Source organism: Yersinia alsatica (genome assembly GCF_025133195.1).
Taxonomy (GTDB): Bacteria; Pseudomonadota; Gammaproteobacteria; order Enterobacterales; family Enterobacteriaceae; genus Yersinia; species Yersinia alsatica.
Genome location: NZ_CP104006.1, coordinates 4,475,146 through 4,500,639, shown reverse-complemented (window position 1 = coordinate 4,500,639; position 25,494 = coordinate 4,475,146). Strand labels below are relative to the sequence as shown.

Below are 25,494 nucleotides of genomic sequence, written 5' to 3'. Positions count from 1 at the left end.
TTTTTATATTTTAGATTTACAGAATACGGCTAATGAGTCGGTCGATACGAATTCTACGTAGACGACGGATCAGTTTGCGTACCTTGACCGGATATTGCTGAATATTCTCCAGCTCAAGGTAGTGCGAAACTACTTTAGTATGGGTGCGGATACACTCGAGCTCTTTTGCTCGCTGCTCATGCATCTCATGTTTAGGGTCGTGGATCAAAATGGCATTTTCCAGATCCAGACGCCATGCCCGTGGATTCAGGTTATTACCGGTGATCAATTGCCAATTATTATCGACCCACATTCCTTTCAGATGGTAGGTGTTATCGCCATCTTTCCATAAGCGAACAATAAGTTGCCCACTATCAACAAAGCGCTGCAAGCGGCTGAGAAAGCGGCGCAAGTTGATTTCGTATAAGTAAGGCAATGCACCGATAATCTTAAATGGCTGATCTTCGGGAATATAAAAGTCGTTTGCTGTTTTGTCGCCAACAATAATCTCGACCTGTTTACCTTCGCGTAGTAGATAAATGATATTACGCACTAATAGCGCAGGCAGATTAAAGTAGGGTGTACAAATCGTGAGGCGCTCATCAGCGGAAGCCATCAAATGATGAATAGTTTTATTCAGTTGGCTCTTTTTGCCTAGCCCGACGAGTGGGGTAACAGCCAATTCATCATTGCTAGCTTGTGCTGGAAATTGATAACCGATATCACGCAGTGATGAGCGAAACTGCCGAGTTTCGTTTTTGATCTCAGGGTTGGTTGGCCGATCGGTACGATCAAGGCGCTGAACCGCTCCTGCACTGAGTACCCGCTGCTTCAAGTAATCAATCATAATATTGGCTAATGATGGATTCGTGATCAATTGGTAGCGATCATAACGATACTTATCGTTTTGATGGAGATAGACATCATTGATGCTGGCACCACTGTAAATCACGGTGTCATCAATAATAAAACCTTTTAGATGCAACACACCAAGGGCTTCACGGGTATTAACCGGAACACCGTAAATCGGAACACAGACATCCGGATGCTTGTTTGCCATCTCACAATACCAATCAGCGTTGGTGTTGACTGCTGCGGCTCCGATGCGGCCACGCTGGGCACGATGCCAGTCGACTAGCACACAAATTTCCAGTTCAGGGTTCAGAAGCTTTGCCTGATAGAGGGCGTTCATCACGTCACGGCCTGCATCATCCTGCTCAAGGTAAAGCGCCACCAGATAAATACGTTTGGTCGCCTGGCCTATTAATTCCAGCAGTGTTGAGCGGAAAACCTTGGGGCAATAAAGCGTTTGGACATCATCAACTGGCTGGGGGAGTTTGGGCAGTTGTGCAAGGTGTTGTTGATGTTTGCTACGTTTGAATTTTGACAACATCACAGTGCGCTTCTTCTCTTGTTATTTGATGGCAAAACCGCCATATCCAAAAAAACACTAATCCATAGAGTCGGGCGATAATACCACTACTTTTCCGGATTGTGCGCAAGTTTTGCCTGCCGCAGACCGAATCGCTAATCTATGTGGCCTATATCACTTTGATTCATGTAATTGAAATTAAAGTGTCAGCTCCAAATTAACGATTCCATCCTCCATCTGTACATCAATACTAAAACCGAGTTTCTTCGCCAAACCTATCATGCCGCGGTTATTGGGCATGGTGACCGCAGTAAGCCGTGTTAGCCCGTGGCTGCGGGTATATTGAATCATCTTTTCGAGTAATTCTCGGCCTAATCCTAACCCTTTAAGGTCCGAGCGCACCAATACCGCAAATTCTGCGTCAATATTGTCAGGATCAGATAACGCACGCGTGACTCCAATGATTTCTGGGCCTGTTTCATTTTGGCGCACAGCAACAAATGCCATTTCCCGATCATAGTCAATCTGCGTCATATTCGCCAAATCATCGTGGCTGAATTCATTGATTTCACTAAAGTAGCGATAGTAGAGATCTTCTTTAGTGACTTGATCAATAAACAATTTCAGCAGCGGTTCATCTTCCGGCAAGATTGGGCGGAACAAACAATGCGAGCCATCTTTAAGCAGCACTTCTTGCTCAAGTTCGTGAGGGTAGGGGCGAATAGCCAGCCGAGCTTGCGGATCGCCAGTAACGGGCGCCAGTTGCATCGAGACATCCAGCAATGTGAACTCACTGCCCGAAGCAAGCACCGGGTGAATATCTAAGCGCGAGATTTCAGGGCAATCAAGGATAAGATTGGAGACCTGCACCAACAAGTGACTTAGCCCCGGGATATCCAAAGGTTGGAGTGAGCCGCGGCTGCGAATTTTCCCGCCTTTCACTGCCTGTATAATCAGGTAGCGAGCCAGCGCCATATTCAATGGCGGCAATGCGACGGCGGCTTGGGTTTCATGGTGCCACTCTATGCCGCCTTCTCCCAACATGATCAGCGGGCCAAAAATAGCATCTTGCTCGACAGCAATCCGCAGCTCCTGTGCCCCAGCGCGGTTTGCCATGCTTTGCACCAGTAAACCGTGAATGCGGGCTTGCGGGTAAGTCCGCTTGACCCGATCTAGGATATCGTCAGCAGCCCGCTGTACTTCAATCGCGGTGCGCAGATACAGCATCACCCCCTGCACTTCTGATTTGTGCGGGATGTCAGGCGAGCGCAATTTGATGGCGACCGGATAACCGAGGCGCTCTGCAATATGTACCGCTTCGACACTATCACTGGCAATCCAGGTCGGCAGCATACGAAGGCCATAAGCTTCGAGAATCGGCTGCACTTCATGGGTATCGAGCTGGGTTGTTCCTTCTGCCAGCGCCTGACGGATTAACTGATGCACATGGGCCGTATTTGCCGTGAGGCCAACAGGCAGTGCGGGAGTCTCTTTCAGTTGCTTTTGGTTGCGACGATATTCCACCATGTGCATAAACGCGGTAATCGCCCCTTCCGGTGTGCGGTAGGTCGGGATGCCCGCTTCGGTAAACAAACGGCGAGCATCTTGTGATGAATACTCGCCGCACCAGTTCGTCAGCAACGTGATGCGCTTGCCGCGTGGATGCTGACGGATAGCCTCAATCAGTAATTCCGCCGTTTTACTGCCCGGTGCTGCGGCGCTTGGCGAGTGAATCAGTAGTAGCGCGTCATAATCGGTACTGTCCAATAGTGGTTTAACTGCCGCCAGGTAGCGCTCAGCAGTCGCATCATCCCGTAGGTCTATTGGGTTACGTAAGGAAACAAAAGGCGGCAGTGCGGCACTCAGCGCGGATTGAGTCGTGTCCGACAAGGTTGCCAGCTTGCCATTACGGCTAATCAGTTCATCCAATGCCATCGCCGCTGGGGCAGCACCATTACTGACAATCAACAGCCGCTCGCCACGCAATGGGTGCATATGACTGAGTGTTTCGACCGCAGAGAACAGTTCGTGAGTATCTTGAACTCGCAGCAAGCCGGCGCGCTGAATAGCGGCATCATAGGCGGCATCTAGCCCTTGCTGACCATTCAGCAACTGCTGGGCGCGCTGGCTGCGGCCACTTTTAACCACCAGAATAGGTTTATTGCGTGAGGCACTACGCGAGGCAGATAAGAAGCGGCGAGCATCGCTGATATGTTCGATATACAACATGATGGCGCTGGTTTTGCCGTCTCGGGCTAAGAAGTCGAGTAAGTCATCGACATCAATATCCAGACTGTCACCCAGCGCAATAAAGTAAGAGAAGCCAACTTCCCGCTGTTGCGCCCAATCCAGAATGGTATTTGCCACGGCTGCAGACTGGGAGATAAACGCCAGCCGGCCTTTTTTGATTGGAACCGGGGAGAAACTGGCATTCAACCCTTGCCACGGAGCCAGCAAGCCCAAGCTGTTAGGGCCAAGCAGGCGCATATGATGGCGCTGCGCACAGGCTTTCAGCTCTGAGAATTGCTCGGTTGCCGCCGACAGAACAATCACCGCTTTGCAGCCACACGTGCCCAAATCTTCCAGTAGGGTAAGATTGCGGCTGTCATGAGTGCAGAGGATGGCTAAGTCCGGCGTGATGGGTAGGCTGGCAATATTCGCATAAGCCAGCACGCCACAAACGGCTTTATGAGTGGGCGTTACCGGCAAAATAGGGCCGTTGAACCCGCCATCAAGCAAATTACGCATCATCAGGAAGCCAGCACGCTCAGGTTTTTCAGAAGCGCCGATAACCGCGATAGACTTCGGGCGTAGTAGTGCTTCTAATCCACGTTGGCTCATATTTATCCCCGTCATCTTTCACGTTGCAGAAGTGTTGGCTGCTCTCGCTTACCCGAATTACTTACTGATGTAAGCTTATCGGGGCTCTCTCCTTTGCCGCCTTCCTGCACCCTGAAATCTATCGGGTATAAGTTAAGGGCAGCTTGCCTAATTTTATGCGATATCTTCGAGACTTGCTGTGACTCGGCCCACTGGATGATGAGGTTTTCCGGCTAAATATTGTTGGCGAAAATAGTGGAAATGCGCGGTTAACCCATCAGCCGCTTGAATATCGCCCGCCTGCTGAAGTAGAGCCGCGGCCACCTCGACAGTACAGTGTTGTTCCGGACGTGGTGATTCACGCAGCAAATAATCTGAGGTATTACTGACATTCAGCGACAGTACAGGTAAACCGGCAAGGTACGGGCTTTTGCGGAACATTTTTTTGGCCTCATTCCAGGTTCCGTCCAGCAGAATGAATAATGGCGGTTTATCGCTGACGGGTAATTGATTGAGAACCTGCCGCTCAGGTGCAGCGTATTTTTCCGGGAATACCACATAAGGTTGGCGCTGAGGGTCACGAATCGCGGCTAATAACTCAGGATCAATTTCAGTTCGCGCCCAGAGAAAGGCTTGGGTGTCTGGCAAAATATCGGCAATCAGGCGGCCGGTATTGCTGGGCTTGAGGGGTTCGGTGTCGAACATCACCAGACAAAAGCGGCTACTAGCGGGTTGAGGCTTGATGGTGTCGCACAAACAAAAGCGCTCAGTCAGCAGACAACCCTGGCAGCGAATAGCGCGACAGCCTCGGGCGCGATAAGGGCGAGTGGATAGTGCTAGCCGCTGGCGACGCAGGCGCAATACCGCATTTTCCGTCGTTATATTTACCGGCAATAGCTGCTCGTTGCTCAATGTCTCGGCTCCTGAAGAAATAGCGTTATTCTAATGAACCTATAGCCTGAATTATAGATAAAGTAACGCCCCAGACAGCAAGCTGCCGGGGCGTCAGTCTAATTTGGCGGGGGAATACCGCCAAATGAGCAATAAATGAAGTAAACTAGCTTAGCGGGCCGCAGGCTCTAGGGCTAATTGCTCATCTAACCAATGGTCAAAAGGTGCCTTTGGTACTGCCCCGCTGAGCATGTCGACCATTTTGCCGTTACGATACAGCATAATGGTGGGAATGCTGCGGATGCGGAAACGGGTGCTAAGTGCCGGTTCTGCTTCAGTATTGATTTTGACGAAGCGGACTTTCCCTGCGCGCTCAGCGGCAACATCGGTAAAGATGGGGGCGAAGCTGCGGCAAGGGCCACACCAAGGCGCCCAGAAATCGATGACGACGGGCAGGTCATCTTGCAGCAGTTTATCCAGCGTTTCGGCGGTGGCGTTAATGACTTCGCCATCAAATAAAGAGTGGCCACAGCGCCCACATTTAGCGCCGTCATCAATACGTTCTTCCGGCAGGCGATTAGTCGCCATACAAGCTGTACATACCGTATTCATAAATTAGCCTTTATTTTGTATCTCATTAGATAAGAGAAACCAAACAGTCAAAGTGAGCTGAATTGTTTCGTTGTTGTTATCTATTATGAGTATAAATGAGGTCAGTGCCAAAAAGGTTTATTCGATGAATACGATAGTTGGTAGCTTTTAGCGCTTGCTTATGGCTAACCGAGCAGACATCAGGTAATCTTCGCGCCCTGCGCGTTGGTGGAGAAGACAATGAACGATTCATTTAGTGGCAAGAACGGCAAAGTTAAAGTGATGTACGTCCGCAGTGACGAAAGCAGCGACGACCGTAACAGCAATAACCGTAGTAACAAGCAACGTCCAGCAGGTAAAGGTCGTCCGGGTGATAATGCTGGTCGAGGCAGTTCACCGCGTAATAATGACTCACGTCGTAACGATTCCGGCCGTAATGAACGCGATCGTCCTAGCCGTCCGGCTCGTTCTGACAGCAGTGGCCCTTACGATTCACCGTGGAAAACCGTGTCTCGTGCGCCATCTGAAGAGCCAGAGTTTGATCACGGCGGTATCAGCGGTAAAAGCCATGTGGACCCGGCACAATTGCGCCGTCAGCGGGCTGAAGAAACGCGTGTTTATGGCGAGAATGCCTGTAAAGCGCTGTTTGAAAGCCGCCCTGATGCTATCGTGCGCGCCTGGTTTGTGCAGTCAGTGACTCCCCGTTTCCGCGAAGCGCTGAAATGGATGGCGGCTAACCGCAAGGCTTACCATGTGGTTGAAGAAGATGAGCTGGCGAAAGCATCCGGCACAGAGCACCACGGTGGCGTGTGTTTCCTGATTAAAAAACGTCAGGGTTTGGATGCGGAAACCTATCTGCAACAGCAGACTCAGGCGAAAGATTGTGTATTGGCGCTGGAAGATGTGGGTAACCCACATAATCTGGGTGGCATCATGCGTACCTGTGCACACTTTGGTATTAACGGCGTGTTGTTGCAAGACCCGGCGATGCTGGAGTCAGGTGCTGCAGTACGTACAGCAGAAGGCGGTGCAGAGCATATCAAGGCAATCAATGCTGATGATTTCCTCTCTGTGCTGGATACCTTCCGTAAAGCGGGTTACACCATCGTCACCACTTCAAGCCATAAAGGTGTCAGTCTGGCGAAAGCTGAACTGCCAGCCAAAATGGTGCTGGTATTAGGTCAAGAGAGTGATGGTCTGACCGACAGTGCTTGGCAGCAGGGTGATATGAGTGTGTCTATCGGCGGTACCGGGCGAGTTGAAAGTCTGAACGTGTCGGTGGCGACGGGGATTTTGCTGTCAGAATGGTGGCGTCAAAATAGCGCCCAATAATACCCTGCGTCCTTGACGTTGCAGGGTTGTTAGCTGCGTTCATGCACCCGAATCACATACTTGAGTATGCTCATCGGGATACATTTACTTGCTGCCTACCTGCAACGCCAATGACTTTGGGTATGTCCCTGCGTTCTTGATGTTGCGGGGGAGTTAGCTGCGTTCATGCACCCGAATCACATACTTGAGTATGCTCATCGGGATACATTTACTTGCTGCCTACCTGCAACGCCAATGACTTTGGGTATGCTCAGTATAAAAAACGGGCGCTGATGATTAGTCAGCGCCCGTTTTTTTATGTTAAATCTTGATTGGTTTAGTGCGCGCCACCGCCTCCGCCACCGGACGTAAACGGAGGTTTAGCAAACCAGACTAACGCCAGCAGCAGCAGGAAGACACCCGCCGAGAGCCAGAAGATTTCATTAGCCGAGATTATCAGCCCCTGATTGGTAATTTCCCGCGCCAGATAAGCCGAAGCCTGTTGCTGATTCAGCCCCAATTTTTCCAAATCCTGATACATCTGTGTCGCATTCGGATTGAACGGATTAACAAACTCCGTCAGTTGCGAATGGTGCATAGACTCTCTTTGCGTCCACAGCGTGGTGGTGATTGAGGTACCAATCGAACCGGCCAATGTTCGCAGGAAGTTAGATAAACTGGATGCTGCGGCCATGCGCTCCGGCGGTAAGCCGGATAAGGTAATTGCGGTCAGTGGCATAAAGAAGCAGGCAATCGCAAAGCCTTGCACAAACTGTGGCCACGCCGAAGCACCAAAATCCATTCCCGGTTCGAATGTATATGCCCGCCAGTAGAAACAAACCGCATACATAATGAAGCTGAATGTGACTAACTGCCGCATATCGATTCGATGAGAGAAGCGACCAATTATCGGTGACAGCAATACCGGTAAGATCCCCACTGGCGCTGATGCCAAACCGGCCCAAGTGGCGGTATAGCCATAGACCTCCTGAAGTAGCTGAGGCAGCAAAACAATCGCGCCAAAGTACAACATATAGGCCAGGCTGATACACAAACAACCAATGGTAAAGTTTCTCGATTTGAATAATGACAAATCGATCACCGGATGGTCGTCGGTTAGCTCCCACACTATCAGGAAGGTAATGGCAATCACGGCAACTACCGTCAGGACGATAATCTCGGTCGAGTTAAACCAATCCAGCTCCTTACCTTGGTCGAGCATGATTTGCAAGGCACCGATACCGACGACCAATAATACTAATCCCACCGTATCAATTGGCCTGATCTCAGTTTTAGTCTCTCGCCCTTTCAGGGTGCTGCCCGCAATTAAAATAACCACTATCCCAATCGGGATGTTGATAAAGAAGATCCAGCCCCAGTGATAGTTGTCACTGATATAACCGCCGAGGATCGGCCCAAAGATTGGGGCGACAACAATTGTCATCGACCACAATGCCAGGGCCATACTTCGCTTCGCCGGGGGGTAGTTATTCAGTAGCAAGCTTTGTGACAATGGAATCAATGGCCCGGCAACCAGCCCTTGAATCACCCGGAAGAAGATAAGCATCCCCAGGCTGTTTGAAATGCCGCACAGCCATGAGGCCAGCGCAAATAAACCTATTGCCCACAGAAATAATCGAACTTCACCGACACGTTTTGCCAGCCAGCCGGTGATAGGGATGGAGATCGCATTAGCCACACCAAACGAGGTGATAACCCATGTGCCCTGTGAGTTGGACGAACCCAGATCACCGGCAATGGTCGGAATAGCCACGTTAGCAATGGTGGAGTCCAGCACCTGCATGAAAGTCGCTAATGATAGCGCGATAGTCATCCAGGCGAGTTGGGCACCTTCAAGCGGTTTTTGTGCCACAGTGGCCTCCGGCGCGCTTAACCCGCGTTTGCATGAACATTAACCTGCATTCGCATGAACAATATCGCTAATCATTTGGTTCACTGGCGCTAAGTCGATTGACAGAGCATCGGTGACAAATGCCGGATCTTTACGCACAGTTTGCGCTAACACCAGACCATCAGTATTGGCGGTATCCACTCTTACGGTGGAAGAGAGGCCAATTCGCAGCGGATGCTCAGCCAGCTGTTTTGGCTCTATCGCAATACGGACTGGCAGGCGCTGAACCACTTTGATCCAGTTGCCGGTGGCGTTTTGTGCCGGTAGCAGTGAGAAGGCACTGCCGGTCCCCATATCCAGACCGACGACTTTCCCTTGATAAACAACATCATCGCCATAGAAATCTGTCACCACAGTGGCCGATTGACCAATGCGCATATTGGCTAACTGTGTTTCTTTAAAGTTAGCGTCAATCCACATCTCATTAGCCGGAATAACAGCCATGAGCGGCGCACCATTAGCGATTTCAGCACCCACTTGCACACTACGGCGTGAAACAAAACCGGTGATTGGGCTGACAACTTTGGTACGTTGCAGTGATAACCAGGCATCACGCAGCTTAGCAGCCGCTTGTTCGACCGCCGGTTGCTTCTCCAGTGGGGTATTAAGAACCAGCGCCTGATTGGCATTGTATTGTGCAATCGCCACATCCAACGATGCTTGAGCTGACTCTACGGCATCGCGGGCGTGCTGTAGTTCTTCACGGCCAATCGCATCAACCGAACCCAGAACTACACGGCGTTTCAGGTCACTTTGCGCTTTGCTCAGCTCCGTTTTTTTCAGGGCAATATTAGCCTGATACTGCTTGCTGTTAATCATGAGCTGGTGGGTTTGACGCACGCTGTTAGCCAGCGCGGTTTTTGCTTGCTCATAGGCTTGTTCAGCATCGGTTGGGTCCAAAGTCAGTAGGACATCACCGCTTTTGACAAAGTCAGTATTTTCAAAATTGACACTGACAACACTGCCGGGCACCTGAGACATGATCTGCACCTGATTACCAGATACATAAGCATTATCAGTCTCTTGGTGATGACGCAGTACCAGGAACCAATAAATCAGGTAGGCCACCCCAATCATAATAAAAATAACCGTCAGTAACAGCAGCACGCGTTTACGTTGCTGCTTTTTGTTCTGCGGTTGTTGCGGGATTTGAGCTTCCGCGTTTGCACTCATGGTGTTCTCCACGCTCTATACCCGTCATACTTCAAGCTGCATGTGCGTTGGCTACGTTCAATCACCCGAATCACTTACAACACAGTAAGCTCATCGGAACTCTCTCACTTGCCGCCTTCCTGCAACTCGAATTATTTAGGGTATATATTGTTTTATATTGTTTTATTTTGTGAACCGTCACTGACCGGGGCTTGATAACCACCACCGAGTGAACGGATCAAACCAATCTTGGCCTGCAATAAATTGTTGCTGGCACTCAATTCTGATTGCTGCTGTTGTAGATATTGCGACTGGCTAATCAACAGTTCATCACGGCCAATAATCCCTGCCTTATAACGGGCGCTAGCGACGTTATAAACTTTCTGCATGGCTTGTGACGCGGATGCAGCCTGTTGAAGTTGAAGCTGGTTACTTTGTTGGATGGTGATGGCGTCCGCCGTTTCCTGCACAGCATTAAGGATGGTCTGGTTGTAAGATTCAACCGCCTCATCATAAAGTGCTGACTCTTCACCTAACTTGCTGCGTAACGCGCCTGCGTGGAAAATAGGCAGCGAAATGGCAGGCGCGAAGTTCCATGCCTGACTGGCTGCTTCCAACAGATTGGGGTTAGTGCCTTGGAAATTAGTGGTAGAGAACCCGGCAAATCCGGTAATCGATAAGCTTGGATAGAACTCTTTACGTGCTGCTTTAACCCGCTGGTCATAAGATTCAACCAGTTGGCGCTGGGCGGTAATATCTGGGCGCTGACCGAGTAAATCGGTGGTCAGTTCGCCTTTAGGTGTCAGCCGCGAGATATCTGGCAAGGGCACTGGGCGAATATTCTGTGTGCCGCTCGGGCCTTGGCCTGTGAGGGCGGCTAACTGATGTTTCAGCTGTTCACCTTGCGACTGCAACTGGATAATCTGTTGCTTGGCGGTGTCAGCTTGCGCCCGTGTTTGTTGCGGAATTTCAATACCATAGATGCCCGCCTGATATTGCTTGGTGCGCAACTCAGCCAGACGTTCGTTGTTATCGACTTCCTGCTGCAACACTTCTTGCAGGGCGAAGTTGCTCTGTAACTGATAATAAACCGATGCGACTGAGCTGGTGAGCGTCAGAGCAGCTTGCTGCTGTTCTGCACGGGCTGCATTAACCTGCGCATTGGCGGCATTAACCCGATTGCGGTATTTGCCCCACCAATCAAACTCATAGCTGAGATTCAGGCCAAGTGTATTGGCGGTCTCATACAGCGGTTTGCTTGGATAAGCCTGCAAGAAGGGTTGCAGCGTATTTTGTGCGATTTTTTCCCGCGTACTGCTAGCGGCTAAATCAATATTAGGGCCATTAGCCGCATCGGCCTGGCCCATCACACTTTGTGCTTCCCGCACTCGCGCTGCTGCTTGCTTGAGTGACGGTGATGTCTGCAAACTTTGCGACATCAAAGCATCCAGTTGGGGATCTTCCAGTACCCGCCACCACTGAGGACTTAACGCCAACGAACTGACCTTGGGTTGTGCCAATTGTAGTTGTTGGTTATCCAGCATTTGAGACTGAGGAGCAATATTATCGCTTGAGGCACAGCCCGCCAGTAAAAATACGACGGACAAGGGCGTGAGTCTCCAGCTATGTGGGGATGACATAGTTATTTACCTGGACAGCTATTTATCTGGATAGAAACAGTGGAATTACTGTTCCGGTATTTCTATTTGGTCCAAACGTGCCAATAACTTACGCGTCAGCGTTTCAAGCTGTTGCTGTTCGTCGGCGTCAAGTGTTGACCAAAGAAAATGCAGACACTTATGTTGTGGGGGTAGCAGCTGATTTAAAAACTCAACGCCAGCCTCGGTCAGATGCAAATGCAAGCAACGGCGGTCATTGTGGCTTTCACGGCGTTCAATCCAGCCTTTCTTTTCCAGCTCGTCAGCAATACGCGTGGCATTAGTACGCGAAGAACCCAGTGCAGCACTTAATTCCGACGGTTGGATACTCCGGCTTTCCTGCGCATCCAGCGTAATTAATGCCATAAACAGGGTCTCGTTAATCCCTTGCGCTTTCAGCATTTTGTTGCGGTTTTCTAGCAACTTACTGTGCATATGCATACACAGGCGCGTCAGCAGAATTTCCTGATAAGGGAAATCTTTCTGGCGTTTTGCACGAAAATTAAGCATCTGTTCGATGGGACTAAACGAACTTTCCATTATAAGGAGCCTCATTAATTTCAAATGGTACAGTAACGATAGTGACTAATAATGTAAACGTTATAATTACAGAAAAATTTAGCAATTCGTGTTATTCAGTCACTGTTTGTAAGTAGTTAGTATCACTAAATGTAAGGATATTGTGTGTTAGCTCACGATTCAGGCAAATTGTTACGCCAAAATCATTAGTAGTTTGAATGTCAGGCCGTAGCTGAGTGCGCCGAGTAAGGTGGCGAAGATAATGCTGTTGGTTTTATAAAAGCATCCACAGATAACCAAAAAACCAATAAGTGTAGGAATTAATTTCTGTGGGTTATGCATGATTTCCGGCGTACTGGAAACCACCAATAAGGCACAAATAGAAGCGATACCGATGCTGTCTAGCAGCAGGGACATTTTGCCCCGTTGCAGGCCTACTTGTTTACGTGCTGGCCCTAGCCGCAGCGGCAAATAACGAAACAGATAATTTACGGTTCCTACCACTAAACCAATCACCAGAACATCAGTATTCACGGTGTCTGCTCCTGTTCATTATTCTCATTCGGTTCTGTAGTCACTTCTGGTGCGGGTTGGAGCAGCGCCGCCAAACATCCGCCTCCAATGCCAGCTAAGATAGCGACCGGAATGGAGAACAACAGTACGCCGAGCAAAGCACCCATCAGTGAGGCGATAACCGTCAGGCTGTATTGGCGTTTAAATGCTGCTAATAGGAAGCTGAGGAACAACGCGGGCAGCATAAAGGAAAGGGAAGCTTCAATGGCGGGATAATTTTCCAGCGGGCCATTGCCAAACATTGCGCCGATGGCGGTACCTACCACCCAAGATAGCCAAGAGGTGAACGCGATGCCGAGCATCCAGTTCTCGCTCCAGCGGCGCTGGTCTTTCATTAACTTGGTCGTTGCGGCGGCAAACACTTCATCGGTCAAGCCAAAGGCCCATAGCGCGGTTTTTTTACCGGACAGCTTTGCCAGAATGCGGTGCTTAAGTGCGGGGCCGTACAAAATATGGCGGATATCCATCGCCATGACCGTCAGGGCGGAAACCCACAATGACATCCCTGCGCTGAGTAGGGCGGTGATAACGAATTGGCTGGCTCCAGCATAAATAATGCAAGAGAAGAAAATAGCTTCCAGCGGAGTGAAGCCAAGTTTTACCGAACTTAAACCAAAGGCAAAAGCCACCGGCAAGTAGCCAATAACAATGGGCAGGCTATCAGTTATGCCTTCTACGAAGGTGGCTGTCGACTTGGTCGCCGTAGGCGCGTCGGTGATTTGGCTTTGCATAAAGTCAGCTTTGGGTTGCAGGGTAAAATAACAAGTTAGGTAACATTACCAGAGTAGTAATTGTCTTAATACCCTATAACCCAATTTTATATCTAGATTGATTAGTAGTTAGCTAATTAACAACCTAGGGTAATATCTTTCTAAATATCTAATAGCCCTGCATCTTAAAAGAGGCAGGGTATGTTAGAAATCACTCGACAGGCTGGTTTGCGGGAGGATCAAATCGTTTGCCCGCTAACCAGGTGGTAATATTCAAGATACACAACACTAAGCCGGCGATTGCCACGCCATACCAGCCTGCATGTTGATATGCTGCGGCTGATATCAGTGAACCCAAAGCCCCACCAATGAAGTAGCTGGTCATATAGCCTGCGGTTAACCGATTTCTGGCTTCCGGCATCATGCGGTATATCACGCTCTGATTGGTGACATGAACCCCTTGAACCGCCAAGTCCAACACAATTATCCCGATAATCAGCGCAAGAATTGAGTGTTGCCCCAAGGCGATGGGTATCCACGACAGCAGCAGCAATACCAAGCCGACGCTGGTGGTAATGCGTGCTTTACCTTTATCAGCTAACTGACCTGCTTTGGTCGCCATCAATGCTCCCGCAGCCCCGACCAAACCAAATAACCCGATAGCCGCTTCTGAATAGCCATACGGCGGTGAGGCCAGCAAAAAGGCCATTGAGGTCCACAACACACTGAAGTTAGCGAAAGATAGCGCGCCAAGTAAGGCGCGGGTGCGCAGTACTGGGGTACGGATAAAGAGAGAGAATATCGAGCTGAGCAACTGGCCGTAATTCAGGCCAGTATGCTGCTTATAGCGCGGCAGATAGCGCCATAATGTCAGAGCCATGATTATCATTAATACGCTGGCGACCCAATAGATGGTGCGCCAGCCGCCAATGGATGCCAATGCCCCCGCCACCGTCCGTGCCAGCAAGATGCCCAGTAACAGGCCGCTCATGATTATGCCGACCACTTTACCGCGCTTTTCCGGTGCAGCCAGTGTAGCCGCCAATGGCACCAGTAATTGCGCCACGACAGAGAACAGGCCGGTGAGGGCGGTGCCGACAATCATCATGGTGAGGTTTTGCGACAAAGCGGTAATCAACATGCCACCCGCAGCCAGCAAAGTCATGCCGACAATTAATCCGCGGCGTTCAAACATATCTCCTAGTGGAACCAGGAACATCAACCCGACGGCGTAGCCCAACTGGGCTGCTGTCACGATAAAACCGGCCTGATTGACCGAAAGATTAAAAGCTTGGGCGATGGTTTCCAGCAGTGGCTGGGCATAATAGTTGCTGGCAACCGCCAGTCCGGTGGCGACTGACATCAATACAATCAATGCTGGGCTTAAACCGGGGATTTCGGTTTTTTGTGTCATGGGAAATTATTCTGAATTGAAAAGTGTGACAGTATTAGATAAATGGGAATGATAAACCAATGGATAATTTTCAAGTGATTAATTTCGGATCGGGTTTCGGTTGATAATCGTTCGGCAGTTATCTGTTTCCCGCCATCTCAACCGAAACCCGAGCCGATAGTAAATTCTGAACATAAGAATTGAATCAACTCCCTGATTCCAAAAGCCCCTTTGGTAAAAAACTACTCTGAAATCAAACTCACATGTGCTGCCACAATCCGCCAGCCGCAGGGCAACTTAACCCACGTCTGCATTTGCCTGCCAACCCGTGAACTGCCTTCGCGATAAAACTCGGTGCTGGCTACTGCCATATCCTCACCAAAAGTGGTGATTACGGTATTCTCTAACCGGCGATCCAAACTTTGTGAAGGGCGTTTTTGGCGAAATTCCCTGATGGCATCAATGCCAAACAGATCCTCTCCAGCACCAAAACGCACGGTGCGGTCGTCGTGCCAAAACAGTTCGTCCAAAACAGGAATATCGTTACTGATCAATGCTTGTTCATAGCGATAAAATGCCGCATTCACTTGCGCAAGGATCGCCGGGCGATCAATAAACTCATTTTTCATTGTCTTATTCTCATCGGAAAAAGTTCTTATTAGATGACGGAGCTGACTGGCGCGCTAACCAATCCTTGTTGTTCTAATGCATAAGCAGCCCGTAAACAGAGGTCTTCTCGCCATGGTGCTGCAATCAGTTGAATACCTATCGGCAACCCTTCCGCGGTTTTCAGGGGCACGGTGACGACGGGCAGGCCGAGGAAAGAAATAGGTTGAGTCAGCATCCCCATACTGGCGCGAATAGGTAAGTCGCTACCATTAATATGCATGATTTCCTGACCAATCAGTGTGGCGCTACAAGGGGTGGCGGGGGCAATCAAGATATCCCAGTGCTCAAATAGTGGCAGAATTTTTTGCCGGAAATGATGGCGAAAACGCTGGGCTTGAACATACCAACTTGCGGGTAGCATGGCTCCCGCTAATAGTCGCTCACGGGATAGTGGTTCAAAGCGCTGAGGGGATTTTCTCAGTGCCGGTAGATACTGATTTCCGCCCTCGGCAGCACTGATAATGAATGCGGCTGAACGAGCTAAATCACTCTGTGGCATCTCGATTTCAGCACTGGCTTCTAACCCTTTGGCTACAGCTTGTAGCGCAGCTTTAGCATCATCGTCGCACCATTGATGGAAATAGCCCCCCAAAACAGCACTTCTCAAACCTTGTTGCCCGCGTGGCAGTTGGCTAAGACAGGGCGTAACGGGTTTCTCCGATTGAAAACTGTCATTTATATCCGTGCCTTGCATGGCATCATAGACTGCCGCCAGATCTTGCGTGCAGCGCGCCATCGGGCCGATATGGTCCAAACTGGCGACAAATGGATGAGTACCCGTGCGTGATAGCCGGCCAAAGGTCGGTTTCAACCCAAAAATGCCACACAATGAGGCTGGCACCCGAATCGAGCCATTGGTATCGCTGCCAAGTGAAAAATTCACTAGCCCTGCGGCAACCGCTGCCGCCGAGCCTCCTGAGGAGCCACCCGCGATGCGGCTGAGATCCCGAGGGTTGCGAGTGGCACCATAGTGGCTGTTTTCGGTAGTAAAACCATAGGCATAGGCATCCATATTCAACATGCCGGAGAGCATCGCTCCTTGGCGGGCCAAACGCGAAATAACCGCCGCATCTTGTTGGGCTGGTGCCCGTTCGCAAAACAGGCTGGCACCGGCCAGTGTCGTTTGTCCCTCAACATCAAACAGATTTTTCACGGCATAAGGGATAGCCGCCAGTGCCGGTAAGCTTTGGCCTTTGGCGCGCAAAGTATCGAGCCGATAAGCTTCGCTGAGCATGCGGTCTGCAGTGACTTGGGTATAGGCATTGATGGCAGGATTGGCTGCGCTGATGGTATCGAGTGTCTGTAGCGCAATCTCCTGTGCAGAGAGTTCGCCGCGATTTAGGGCCTGTTGGATCTCGCTGATGGTCAGGGTTGGAATCTGTTTCATAGCCGATATACCCCGGCTATCTCTTGTTTTTCATCCAGGGGCACTGCCATTAATGGGCCAGCCATGGCGGCAATACGTTCAAATTGCACTAGCAATGCGGCGCGGCGGGTGTCATCCAGCTCTAATGCCAACAAGACTTCCATTTGCTGAATATAAGCAGCCCAATCCATTGCGGCTTTTTCTGATGTTTTCTTCATAACAATTCCTGTTCTAAATTGTGGTGAAATCAATAACCGGCGGCGCTGCCATTACTGCGCGGATCAAATGCGCCTTCCAACATGCCGTTGCTGTGGCGCACGATGGCACCCGCGTGGCCGACAGCCTCACTGAAGTCGGGTAACAGCTCAACTTGATGCCCGCGTTGGCGCAGGTAGGTGAGAGTTTCTGCTCCGATGCGCGCTTCTAATTTCAGTGAGTCTGAACTTTCTCCCCAAGTGCGGCCCAGCAGCCAGCGTGGTGCGGTGATGGCTTGTTGCAACGAGAGTCCTTGTACTATGTGGCGAACAAATACCGCCGCCTGAGTTTGTGGCTGACCATCGCCGCCCATGGCGCCATACACCAGTGTTCGGCCATCAGTTAGCCGTGCGGCAGCAGGATTGAGTGTATGAAATGGTTGCTTGCCCGGAGCTAACGCTAACAGATGCTGTGGATCAAGACTGAAAGATGCCCCACGGTTTTGCCAAACAATACCGGTTGTTGGCAGTAATACTCCGCTGCCAAATTCATGATAAATACTCTGGATGAAAGAGACTGCCAGACCGTTGTTATCAATGACGCCGAGCCACACGGTATCACCCGGCCCACGGCCATGGCCCCAATCGGCAGCCTGTTCATCATTGATATAAGCCGCCAGCTGGTCCAATGGTTCTTTTTCCAGTAATGACTGCGGGCAATGCTCCATCCACAGCGGATCGGTAATCACTTGATCACGTAGGCTAAAAGCTAATTTGGTCGCTTCCACGAGAGTGTGAATGGTTTGGCCTTCACTCATTTGGGCGACTGGTTTGCGGTCAGCTAGCCCGAGGATCGCCAGTGATACCAGCCCTTGGGTCGGCGGCGTCAGGTTGAATATCTCACCTTGTTGGTGCTGTAACCGCAGTGGCGTGCGGCGTTTGGCACGATACTCCGCCAGATCTTGTGCGGTTATCGGCATTCCAGCGGCAGTCATATCCATGATGATTTTTTCGCCCAGTGGGCCGCGATAGAAACTGCTCAACCCCTGTTCAGCCAGCGCAGTTAGAGTTTGACCTAACTGTGGCTGCACAAAACGTTCGCCAGCATGGGGAATTTTGCCCTGTGGCATAAAGACATCGGCGAAATGACGAAAGTGAGCCAGCTCATGATATTTGGTCTGAGTGGCGGCGGCTTGTGATGGTGTGACCGGGATGCCCCGCGTTGCATAGCTAATGGCATCAGCTAACAGACGGTGCAGTGGCAAAGTATTATTGCTCAGTTCGCTGGCGACATTCAGAGCTTCTTCCCAGCCGCCGACAGTACCGGCAACCGTCAATGCAGCGGCGGGGCCACGGTGTGGGATCTGTTGATATTTACTGTAGCGCTCTAAGGTGGCGAGCGATCCCGCGGATCCGCTGGCATCAATAGCAATCGGCTCCCCTTGCGCGGGAACAATAAGCCAGAAGCCATCGCCGCCCAATCCATTCATATGCGGGTAAACCACGGCAATGGTGGCAGCGGCCGCGACCATCGCTTCAATAGCATTACCGCCTTCACGTAGCACCGCCAAAGCACTTTCACTGGCTAAATGATGCGGGGTGACCGCCATTCCTTGCGGTGCCATATTGCTGTTGATCATCTGGCTTTCCTTCTTATTCATTTACTGAAACAGAAAAACTGCGGTAGCAGAAGCTAAGCAAGAGGCGTTCCAGAATGTCGGGTTTGCTGCTGAGAATGAAAATTCTCATATTATCCGCGAGGGCTTATGTGCTATGTTCCGCAAAAATAGCTATGCTGAAACGATAGTTTCATCGGCTGGAGAAAGGTGTGAAACAGATTGATGAGCGCTTGCGGGCGCATTATGCGCAATTAACCCCGCAGGAACAGCGCGTTACCGATTTTATCTTTGACCATTTTGATGATCTGATCAGTTATAACAGTGCCGAGCTGGCGCGGCTGAGCGGCGTGTCTAAGGCCACGGTCAGCCGGTTGTTTAAGCGGCTGGGCTACAGCAGCTATCGCGAGATGCGGGACGAGGTGCGCACCTTACGCCAAAGCGGCATGCCATTGACTGATAACCGTGATGCTGTGCAGGGGAATACTTTGCTGGCGCGCCATTATAAGCAGGAGATGGCGAATCTGACTCACTGGGTCAATCAATTAGATAGCCAGCAATTTGGTGAGGTCATCAGCGCGCTGGTGCAAGCACCGCGCATCCTGTTGTTGGGGTTGCGTAATAGCTATCCGGTGGCGCTACATTTGCGTCAGCAACTGCTGCAAGTCCGTCCGCATGTCCAGCTCATACCGCAAGTGGCGCAGACATTGTCTGAGGAACTGGTGGATATCAGTCAGCGCGACGTGGTCATTGTGGTGGCCTTCCGCCGACGGCCTACAGTTATTCGCGAGATTCTACTGCACATGCAGGTGCTGGGTGTGCCAACACTGCTGATTTGTGAGCCGCAGGCCCAGTCTTTGCTGCCGCTAGCGCGCTGGCGCTTGACCACGCCACTCGACAGTGTTTCTGCTTTTGATAGCTACTCTTCGGCAATGAGTTTGGCCAATTTACTGAGTAATGCGTTATTGCATGAGATACTGGCACAAGGGCGACAGAGAATTCATCAAATTGCTGATCTGTATGACTCTTTTGGTGAATTAGAACAGCGCTAATCTCTTGTCTCTGGCGATACAGTAGGTTTCTTCCTCTTGGGTGACCTGATGCTCTTTTATGGTGCATTTTGATGATTGATTTGCACCTTTGTTGTGATTCTCCTTCCTTTATTAATTCCCTTAATTCTAGCTAACCCGGCTAAATATCGGCCATTTCGCCTCAATGATCATTGGCACAGTAGTTGCAACGATGGTTTCAGTAAATCAACTCTAAGAATCTATCGTTTCATTACTGACTTATCGGAGATATGCTATGAACATGAAAAAGCGGATGTTGGCCTGGTTGGGTGCTGCATTGATATTGGTTCAGGCACCTGCTGTTTTAGCCGATCAATTAGAACAAATTCAGCAACGTGGCGTATTACGTGTCGCGGTTCCGCAAGATTTTCCCCCTTTTGGTTCTGTGGGGACCGACCTTCAGCCCCAGGGCTATGACATCGATATGGCCCATTATCTGGCCGATAAGATGAAACTAAAGTTGCAACTGGTGCCAGTGACCAGTGCGAATCGGGTGCCCTATCTGCAAACCGATAAAGTGGATTTAGTGATTTCAAGCTTGGGCAAAAACCCGGAGCGAGAAAAAGCCATCGCCTTTAGCCGGGCTTACGCGCCGTTTTTCCTTGGGGTATTTGGTGCGAAAGACGATGCGCTAAAACAACCTGAGCAATTGGCGGGGAAAACAGTCGGCGTCACCCGCGGGGCGGTTGAAGACATGGTGCTGAGTGAGTTAGCGCCCAAAGAGGCTCAAATAAAGCGCTATGAGGATAACAACACCACATTGTCAGCTTATTTGTCGGGCCAGGTTGATTATCTGGCGACCGGCAATCTGGTGGTCAGTGCATTAGCTCGCCAGAACCCGGCTCATGCGCCAGTGGCAAAATTTATGCTGAAAGATTCGCCTTGCTATATCGGCTTACGCCAAGGTGAACCGGCACTGAAAGCGAAAGTGGATGCCCTGATTGAGGAAGCATTGCAGGACCAGACGCTCAACGGCTTGTCAGAAAAATGGTTAAAGGCTCCGTTACCTGCTGCTCTTGGCGCATAACAGGAGCGGGCTATGACCTATCAGCTGAATTTCTCTGCTCTGTGGCCTTACTTACCCGAATTATTGTCGGGCCTGTTGACCACCATTGAGCTAACGGCCATGGCGACGATTGGCGGCATGGCACTGGGGATTGTCGGTGCGGCGATCCGCTGTAGTGACAATAATGCGAGCGGTAGTGTCATCTTGCGGCGTGTGTGGGGCGGTTATGTGGAAATAGTGCGTAATACCCCATTTGTTGTGCAGCTATTTTTTATTGTTTTCGGTTTACCGGTGCTAGGGCTAAAGCTCAGTGCCGGGCAAGCCGCTGTGCTGGCGATGATAATAAATTTGGGCGCTTACAGTACCGAAATTATCCGCGCTGGGATTCAGGCCAGTGCTAAAGGCCAATGGGAAGCCGGACGGGTGCTGGGGTTGAGCCGCAGTCAGACATTTTTCCGCGTGATCTTGCCGCCATCTCTACAGCGGATTTATCCGGCGCTCGTTAGCCAGTGCATTATTGTCATGCTCGGTTCTGCGGTGGTATCGCAAGTGGCATTTGAAGAGCTGACCTTTGCCGCTAACCTGATTCAGTCGCGCACATTTCTCAGTTTTGAGGTCTATCTGGTGACCACATTGCTGTACTTGCTGTTGTCCATTGCGATGCGCCAATTGCTACTGGCGGCCGGGCGTCGCTTCTTTGGGAGCCATGCCTCATGATGTTTACTGACTGGGATATCATCCGCAACCTGCTACTGGCGGCCCGCTGGACACTGTTGCTGTCACTGACCGCCTTTATTGGCGGCACTCTGGTGACACTGCCGCTGATGTTAATGCGCTTGAGCCGTTGGCGTTGGTTGGCACGTTTTGTTCGTGGTTATACCGAATTATTTCAAGGCACGCCCTTGCTGATGCAGCTATTTCTGGCCTTTTTCGGTTTGGCACTGTTTGGCATTGATGTGAGTCCGTGGACGGCGGCGGCGATGGCATTGACCTTATTTACCAGCGCATTTCTGGTGGATATCTGGTGCGGCAGTATTGATGCGTTGCCAAAAGGTCAGTGGGAAGCCTCTCGCTGTTTGGGGCTGAGCTTCAGTCAAACACTGCTGCGGGTCATTGCTCCGCAGGCGCTGCGCATTGCCATTGCACCTACCGTGGGGTTTTCAGTGCAAGTGATTAAAGGTACGGCGCTGGCATCAATCATTGGTTTTGTTGAACTGACCAAAGCGGGCACCATGCTCAATAATGTTACTTATCAGCCTTTTAAAGTCTTCGGGCTGGTGGCGCTAGGCTATTTCCTGATGTGTTACCCCTTATCGCGCTATAGCCACTATCTGGAGAGGAAATTCCATGCCGCTGATCACCATTAATCAGGTTCAAAAATACTATGGTCAGAACCATGTGCTGAAAGGCGTGGATCTGGATATCGAGATGGGGGAGGTTATCTCGATCATTGGCCGCAGCGGTTCCGGTAAAAGTACTTTACTGCGGTGTATCAATGGCCTGGAGGAGTATCAGGACGGCAGTATCAAACTGGGCGGGATGACGGTGACTCATCGAGACTCTCAGGCACGGGAGATTAGCCGCTCAGTCGGGATGGTATTCCAGAGCTTCAATTTATTCCCTCATATGACGGCGCTGGAAAATGTGATGCTGGCGCCGCGTCGGGTATTGAAAAAGAGTGCCGCCGCGTGCCGCGAACTGGCAACCGAGATGTTGACCAAAGTCGGGCTGGCAGATCGGATGGATTACTACCCGGCCAATCTTTCTGGCGGCCAGCAGCAGCGGGTGGCGATTGCTCGGGCGCTGGCAATGCAGCCCAAAGTATTGCTGTGTGATGAGATAACCTCCGCGCTGGACCCAGAACTGGTGGGTGAAGTATTGAAAGTCCTTGAACAGTTGGCAGCGGAGGGGATGACGCTGATTCTGGTGACCCATGAGATGAATTTTGCACGCGAAGTGGGTGACCGAGTGGTGTTTATGCATCAGGGGCAGGTATGGGAGCAGGGCGAAAGTCGCGCCCTATTTGCCAATCCGCAGACAGCAGAATTGCAGCAGTTTGTTGCGTCGGTTCGCGGTTTATAAAAAACTTTACTGATTTAGAAAAAATGGAGATTCATTATGTCAGTGCTCAGTCATAACTCGCTGTTTAGTCAGATTAATCCGCCGGCACGGTTGCTGATGGGGCCGGGGCCGATCAATGCTGATCCGCGGGTGCTGCGCGCGATGTCCAGCCAATTGATCGGGCAATACGATCCGGCAATGACTGACTATATGAATCAGGTCATGGCGCTGTACCGCGGGGTTTTCCGCACTGAAAACCCATGGACAATGTTAGTGGATGGTACATCTCGTGCCGGTATCGAGGCGATTTTGCTGTCGGCCATTCGCCCCGGCGATAAAGTGCTGGTGCCGGTTTTTGGTCGATTTGGTCATCTGCTGTGCGAAATTGCCCGCCGTTGCCGCGCCGAGGTGCATACCATTGAAGTGCCGTGGGGCGAAGTTTTCAGCCCGGACATGATTGAAGATGCTATCAAACAGGTGCGACCGCGCTTGTTACTGACAGTGCATGGCGACACCTCGACCACCATGTTGCAGCCGTTGGCCGAATTGGGCGAGATTTGCCGTCGCCATCAAGTATTGTTCTATACCGATGCCACGGCTTCACTGGGCGGAAATATTTTGGAAACTGATGCTTGGGGGCTGGATGCTGTTTCGGCGGGATTGCAAAAGTGCCTCGGTGGGCCATCAGGCAGCTCTCCAGTGACCCTCAGTCCACAATTCGCTGAACAAATTCGTCGTCGTAAATGTATCGAGCAGGGCATCCGCACTGAGGATCACGCTGACGGCGACGAAGAGATGATTTACTCCAATTATTTTGATTTGGGCATGATCATGGATTATTGGGGGCCAGAGCGGCTCAATCATCACACTGAAGCCACCAGTATGCTTTTTGCGGCGCGAGAATGCGCGCGGGTGATGCTGGAAGAGGGGTTGGATCATGGGATTGCCCGTCATGCTTTACATGGCTCGGCGCTACTGGCGGGTATTCAGGGCATGGGGCTGGCGGTGTTTGGTGACTTAAAACATCGGATGAACAATGTGCTGGGTGTGGTGATTCCAACCGGAATTGCTGGGGAACAAGTACGCCAACTGATGCTAAATGACTTTGGTATCGAGATTGGCACCTCATTTGGCCCGTTGAATGGCAAAATTTGGCGCATCGGGACCATGGGATATAACGCCCGCAAAGATTGCGTGATGCAAACGCTGGTGGCATTGGAGGCGGTATTGAACCGTCTGGGATTTGCCACTGTTCAGGGGGCGGGCTTGCAAGCAGCCTGGAATATTTATCAGGCCGACAGTAATAAGCCGGTTACTGACCAATCCTGTGGAGCAAGATAATGGCCGTTACCCTGCCTGATGCCGAGGCAGAGCAAGCCGCATTACGGGTTTTGGCCCGTTGTGATGTGCTGGCGGCAATCAGTGAGTCGGCGGAGATGCTAACGCGGGTGTATCTGTCTCCTGAACATTTGCGAGCAAATCAGCAAGTGGGGGAATGGATGCAAGCCGTCGGCATGCGGGTCTGGCAAGACTCTGTGGGTAATATTTGTGGCCGTTATGAAGGTTTGCAATCCGATGCACCCGCCATATTGCTGGGCTCCCATCTTGATACTGTGCGCAATGCGGGCCGCTATGATGGCATGCTCGGGGTATTAAGTGCATTGGAAGTGGTGGGATATCTGCATCAACAGCAGCGGCGGTTACCGGTTGCCATTGAAGTCATTGGTTTTGCTGATGAAGAGGGAACACGCTTTGGTATCACTTTGCTGGGCAGCAAAGGCATTACCGGGTGTTGGCCAGCTGACTGGCTAAGTAAAACGGATGCCGAGGGTATCAGTGTGGCGCAGGGATTGGAAAATGCCGGTTTTGACCCGGCGGCGGTGGGGGCATCACAGCGGGCAGTTAGCGATTTCTGTGCTTACCTTGAGCTGCATATAGAGCAAGGCCCCTGTTTGGAAAACGCTGATTTAGCCTTGGGGGTGGTGACTGCCATTAATGGTGCTCGCCGCTTAAATTGCCAATTTACCGGGCTGGCGGGCCATGCCGGAACGGTGCCCATGGGCCAGCGACAGGATGCATTAGCCGGTGCTGCTGCCTGGATTTGCGCTGTTGAAAATTTGGCTGAGAGTTACGGCGAGCATTTAGTCGCGACCGTAGGGACGCTGACATGCTTACCCGGCGCGGTAAATGTCATTCCGGGGGCGGTGAAGCTGACACTGGATATTCGTGGCCCGCAGGATAGCGGCGTAAGCCATTTGTTAGCCCGCTTATTGGCTGAAGCCGAAGTGATAGCCGCCCGCCGTGGTCTGACTTTCTCGGCCGAAGAGTTTTACCGTATCAATGCAACCCGCTGTGACGATAATTTACAGCAACGTATCAGTGACAGTGTGCGCCAGACACAAGGGCGTTCGTTAGCCCTGCCGAGCGGCGCAGGCCATGATGCGATTGCCGTTGGCGAATGTTGGCCGGTGGGAATGTTGTTTGTTCGCTGCAAAGGTGGCGTGAGCCATCATCCAGATGAATCAGTGGCTAGCAATGATATAGCCAGAGGCATCCAGGCATATCTGGAAACGGTATTGTCATGGGCTGAGTGAATCATTTGGCTGAGTCATCGGGTTAACGTGCCCTGCG

The 25,494-nt window shown here is 51.1% G+C and carries 23 protein-coding genes; 8 read left to right on the top strand and 15 right to left on the bottom strand.

The annotated features are described in order from the left end of the window. Window positions 1-16: 16 nt before the first annotated feature. The 4 genes from pssA to trxC all read right to left on the bottom strand — a co-directional run bounded on the left by pssA (window position 17) and on the right by trxC (window position 5,674). Window positions 17-1,369 (bottom strand): CDP-diacylglycerol--serine O-phosphatidyltransferase, encoded by a 1,353-nt coding sequence (gene pssA, locus N0H69_RS20335; RefSeq protein ID WP_375541947.1) that lies wholly within the window; start codon window positions 1,367-1,369, stop codon window positions 17-19. A gap of 180 nt (window positions 1,370-1,549) precedes the next feature. Continuing rightward, window positions 1,550-4,192 carry a bifunctional acetate--CoA ligase family protein/GNAT family N-acetyltransferase gene (locus N0H69_RS20330; protein ID WP_050152571.1) on the bottom strand — a complete coding sequence of 881 codons (2,643 nt, stop codon included), beginning with the start codon at window positions 4,190-4,192 and terminating at the stop codon, window positions 1,550-1,552. 153 nt (window positions 4,193-4,345) lie between these two features. Continuing rightward, the gene (locus N0H69_RS20325; RefSeq protein ID WP_172665494.1) at window positions 4,346-5,083 is read right to left on the bottom strand and encodes a tRNA-uridine aminocarboxypropyltransferase; all 738 of its coding nucleotides are present in this window, start codon (window positions 5,081-5,083) and stop codon (window positions 4,346-4,348) included. A 150-nt stretch (window positions 5,084-5,233) separates the two neighbouring features. Continuing rightward, window positions 5,234-5,674, bottom strand: a complete 441-nt coding sequence (trxC, locus tag N0H69_RS20320; RefSeq protein ID WP_050133671.1) for a thioredoxin TrxC — start codon at window positions 5,672-5,674, stop codon at window positions 5,234-5,236. A gap of 219 nt (window positions 5,675-5,893) precedes the next feature. Here trxC and N0H69_RS20315 point away from each other — a divergent pair, with 219 nt between their 5' ends. Beyond that, on the top strand, window positions 5,894-6,985 hold the full coding sequence (locus tag N0H69_RS20315) for a tRNA/rRNA methyltransferase (protein WP_050110100.1): 1,092 nt from the start codon (window positions 5,894-5,896) through the stop codon (window positions 6,983-6,985). A 316-nt stretch (window positions 6,986-7,301) separates the two neighbouring features. On the opposite strand, the gene emrB is transcribed toward N0H69_RS20315, so the two are convergent. The 11 genes from emrB to N0H69_RS20260 all read right to left on the bottom strand — a co-directional run bounded on the left by emrB (window position 7,302) and on the right by N0H69_RS20260 (window position 18,750). Beyond that, window positions 7,302-8,798 (bottom strand): multidrug efflux MFS transporter permease subunit EmrB, encoded by a 1,497-nt coding sequence (emrB, locus tag N0H69_RS20310; RefSeq protein ID WP_230676775.1) that lies wholly within the window; start codon window positions 8,796-8,798, stop codon window positions 7,302-7,304. Window positions 8,799-8,876: 78 nt separating this feature from the next. Further along, window positions 8,877-10,049 (bottom strand): multidrug efflux MFS transporter periplasmic adaptor subunit EmrA, encoded by a 1,173-nt coding sequence (emrA, locus tag N0H69_RS20305; RefSeq protein WP_050110098.1) that lies wholly within the window; start codon window positions 10,047-10,049, stop codon window positions 8,877-8,879. A gap of 152 nt (window positions 10,050-10,201) precedes the next feature. Then, window positions 10,202-11,668 carry an efflux transporter outer membrane subunit gene (locus tag N0H69_RS20300; protein ID WP_050110097.1) on the bottom strand — a complete coding sequence of 489 codons (1,467 nt, stop codon included), beginning with the start codon at window positions 11,666-11,668 and terminating at the stop codon, window positions 10,202-10,204. Window positions 11,669-11,713: 45 nt separating this feature from the next. Continuing rightward, entirely contained in the window at window positions 11,714-12,226 is a 513-nt protein-coding gene (gene mprA / locus N0H69_RS20295) for a transcriptional repressor MprA (protein ID WP_050110096.1), read from the bottom strand. Window positions 12,227-12,397: 171 nt separating this feature from the next. After that, on the bottom strand, window positions 12,398-12,739 hold the full coding sequence (gene ygaH, locus N0H69_RS20290) for an L-valine transporter subunit YgaH (RefSeq protein ID WP_050110095.1): 342 nt from the start codon (window positions 12,737-12,739) through the stop codon (window positions 12,398-12,400). Further along, the gene (locus tag N0H69_RS20285; RefSeq protein WP_050110094.1) at window positions 12,736-13,509 is read right to left on the bottom strand and encodes an AzlC family ABC transporter permease; all 774 of its coding nucleotides are present in this window, start codon (window positions 13,507-13,509) and stop codon (window positions 12,736-12,738) included. The genes ygaH and N0H69_RS20285 overlap by 4 nt, the downstream gene beginning before the upstream one ends. Window positions 13,510-13,699: 190 nt before the next feature. Beyond that, window positions 13,700-14,902: an MFS transporter gene (locus N0H69_RS20280; RefSeq protein ID WP_050110093.1), complete on the bottom strand. Its 1,203-nt coding sequence runs from the start codon at window positions 14,900-14,902 to the stop codon at window positions 13,700-13,702. A gap of 221 nt (window positions 14,903-15,123) precedes the next feature. Further along, window positions 15,124-15,510 (bottom strand): oxalurate catabolism protein HpxZ, encoded by a 387-nt coding sequence (gene hpxZ / locus N0H69_RS20275; RefSeq protein WP_050110092.1) that lies wholly within the window; start codon window positions 15,508-15,510, stop codon window positions 15,124-15,126. 29 nt (window positions 15,511-15,539) lie between these two features. Then, a complete protein-coding gene (locus N0H69_RS20270; protein WP_050122569.1) occupies window positions 15,540-16,937 on the bottom strand; it encodes an AtzE family amidohydrolase in 1,398 nt (465 codons plus the stop codon). Continuing rightward, the gene (gene hpxX, locus N0H69_RS20265) at window positions 16,934-17,134 is read right to left on the bottom strand and encodes an oxalurate catabolism protein HpxX (protein WP_050144856.1); all 201 of its coding nucleotides are present in this window, start codon (window positions 17,132-17,134) and stop codon (window positions 16,934-16,936) included. The genes N0H69_RS20270 and hpxX overlap by 4 nt, the downstream gene beginning before the upstream one ends. Window positions 17,135-17,163: 29 nt before the next feature. Beyond that, complete coding sequence (locus N0H69_RS20260) at window positions 17,164-18,750, bottom strand: gamma-glutamyltransferase family protein (protein ID WP_050152435.1); 1,587 nt, start codon at window positions 18,748-18,750, stop codon at window positions 17,164-17,166. Window positions 18,751-18,938: 188 nt separating this feature from the next. Here N0H69_RS20260 and N0H69_RS20255 point away from each other — a divergent pair, with 188 nt between their 5' ends. The 7 genes from N0H69_RS20255 to hpxK all read left to right on the top strand — a co-directional run bounded on the left by N0H69_RS20255 (window position 18,939) and on the right by hpxK (window position 25,457). Beyond that, window positions 18,939-19,778: a MurR/RpiR family transcriptional regulator gene (locus N0H69_RS20255; protein WP_050133658.1), complete on the top strand. Its 840-nt coding sequence runs from the start codon at window positions 18,939-18,941 to the stop codon at window positions 19,776-19,778. A gap of 253 nt (window positions 19,779-20,031) precedes the next feature. Further along, window positions 20,032-20,823, top strand: a complete 792-nt coding sequence (locus tag N0H69_RS20250) for a transporter substrate-binding domain-containing protein (RefSeq protein WP_050110087.1) — start codon at window positions 20,032-20,034, stop codon at window positions 20,821-20,823. Between the two features lie 12 nt (window positions 20,824-20,835). Further along, window positions 20,836-21,519, top strand: coding sequence for an amino acid ABC transporter permease (locus tag N0H69_RS20245; RefSeq protein ID WP_050122573.1), 684 nt, complete (start codon window positions 20,836-20,838; stop codon window positions 21,517-21,519). After that, complete coding sequence (locus tag N0H69_RS20240) at window positions 21,516-22,169, top strand: amino acid ABC transporter permease (protein WP_050110085.1); 654 nt, start codon at window positions 21,516-21,518, stop codon at window positions 22,167-22,169. Before N0H69_RS20245 ends, N0H69_RS20240 begins: the two co-directional genes overlap by 4 nt. Continuing rightward, window positions 22,150-22,884, top strand: a complete 735-nt coding sequence (locus tag N0H69_RS20235; protein ID WP_050110084.1) for an amino acid ABC transporter ATP-binding protein — start codon at window positions 22,150-22,152, stop codon at window positions 22,882-22,884. Before N0H69_RS20240 ends, N0H69_RS20235 begins: the two co-directional genes overlap by 20 nt. 36 nt (window positions 22,885-22,920) lie before the next feature. Next, entirely contained in the window at window positions 22,921-24,204 is a 1,284-nt protein-coding gene (locus tag N0H69_RS20230; RefSeq protein ID WP_050152434.1) for a (S)-ureidoglycine--glyoxylate transaminase, read from the top strand. Next, a complete protein-coding gene (hpxK, locus tag N0H69_RS20225) occupies window positions 24,204-25,457 on the top strand; it encodes an allantoate amidohydrolase (RefSeq protein WP_050152433.1) in 1,254 nt (417 codons plus the stop codon). The genes N0H69_RS20230 and hpxK overlap by 1 nt, the downstream gene beginning before the upstream one ends. Window positions 25,458-25,494: the final 37 nt, after the last annotated feature.